Annotated in this window: 1 protein-coding gene; it reads right to left on the reverse strand. The window is 48.1% G+C overall.

All coding sequences use genetic code 11. The features are described 5' to 3' along the window. Window positions 1-264, reverse strand: a 264-nt coding sequence (locus tag FS628_RS31560) for a hypothetical protein (protein ID WP_222125307.1), incomplete at both ends; no start/stop codon positions are given.

A 264-nucleotide genomic window follows, 5' to 3' on the forward strand; every position in this document is an offset into this window, starting at 1 on the left:
CCCTGTCCACTAAGATCTCACTATAACCCACCACTACTCTCAGTCCCCTTTTCACATCATCCCAAATCTTCCACACCATCTTACCCATCTCCTTCTCCTCCTTCCCATACCCCCCTTTCCCCCCCTCCCCATACTCCACCACCTCCTTCATCTCTTTCACAACCTCACTCACTTCCTCATCACTATTCAATACAACCAACCCCTCAAACCTCCCTTCATCCACAATTCCGGATATTTTCTCATCAATATACCACACATCTTCCC

Origin of the sequence: Paenibacillus xylanexedens, assembly GCF_007676705.1 — a bacterium.
In the GTDB taxonomy this organism is placed as follows: domain Bacteria; phylum Bacillota; class Bacilli; order Paenibacillales; family Paenibacillaceae; genus Paenibacillus; species Paenibacillus xylanexedens_C.